Origin of the sequence: Mesorhizobium sp. M7A.F.Ca.AU.002.02.1.1 (assembly GCF_003998535.1) — a bacterium.
Taxonomy (GTDB): Bacteria; Pseudomonadota; Alphaproteobacteria; order Rhizobiales; family Rhizobiaceae; genus Mesorhizobium; species Mesorhizobium ciceri.
The window spans coordinates 1-428 of the sequence record NZ_RZPB01001498.1 but is presented as its reverse complement, the minus strand read 5'-3'; the positions used below and the strand labels follow the sequence as shown (position 1 = coordinate 428).

At 67.5% G+C, this 428-nt stretch carries 1 protein-coding gene; it reads right to left on the bottom strand.

Features of this window, described 5'->3' with window-relative positions; genetic code table 11:
• The coding region (locus EN879_RS38585; RefSeq protein ID WP_164774973.1) for an adenine deaminase C-terminal domain-containing protein at window positions 1–428 on the bottom strand (428 nt) is incomplete at both ends.

Here is a 428-nt window from a genome sequence, read left to right as displayed (position 1 = left end):
TCTCGGCCTTGGCGGCGACGCTTTCCGCCCGTTCGTCCGACATCAGGCCTGCGATCGGCATTTCGACCAGCGCCAGTTCCTTGCCCTTGGAGAACAGCACGACGCCGCCACCGACCGCGCCCAGACGGTTTACCGCCAGCGCCATGTCCTGCTTGTTGGTGCCGACGCAGATGATGTGGTGGGCGTCATGCGCCACGCTGGACGCCATGGCGCAGTCGCCCATATAGCCGAAGCCCGAAACGAAGGCGTTGCTGACGCCGCCCGTGCCCCTGTGACGCTCGACCAGCGCGATCTGGCAGATGTCGTTGCGGCGGTCCATTGCGACCAGCCCGTCCTCGACCGGCAGATCGGCCTCCAGCGCGCGCGTCGGCGCCTGGTTCTCGATGACGCCGATGACACGCACCCGAACCTCGTTGGCGCCCTTGGGG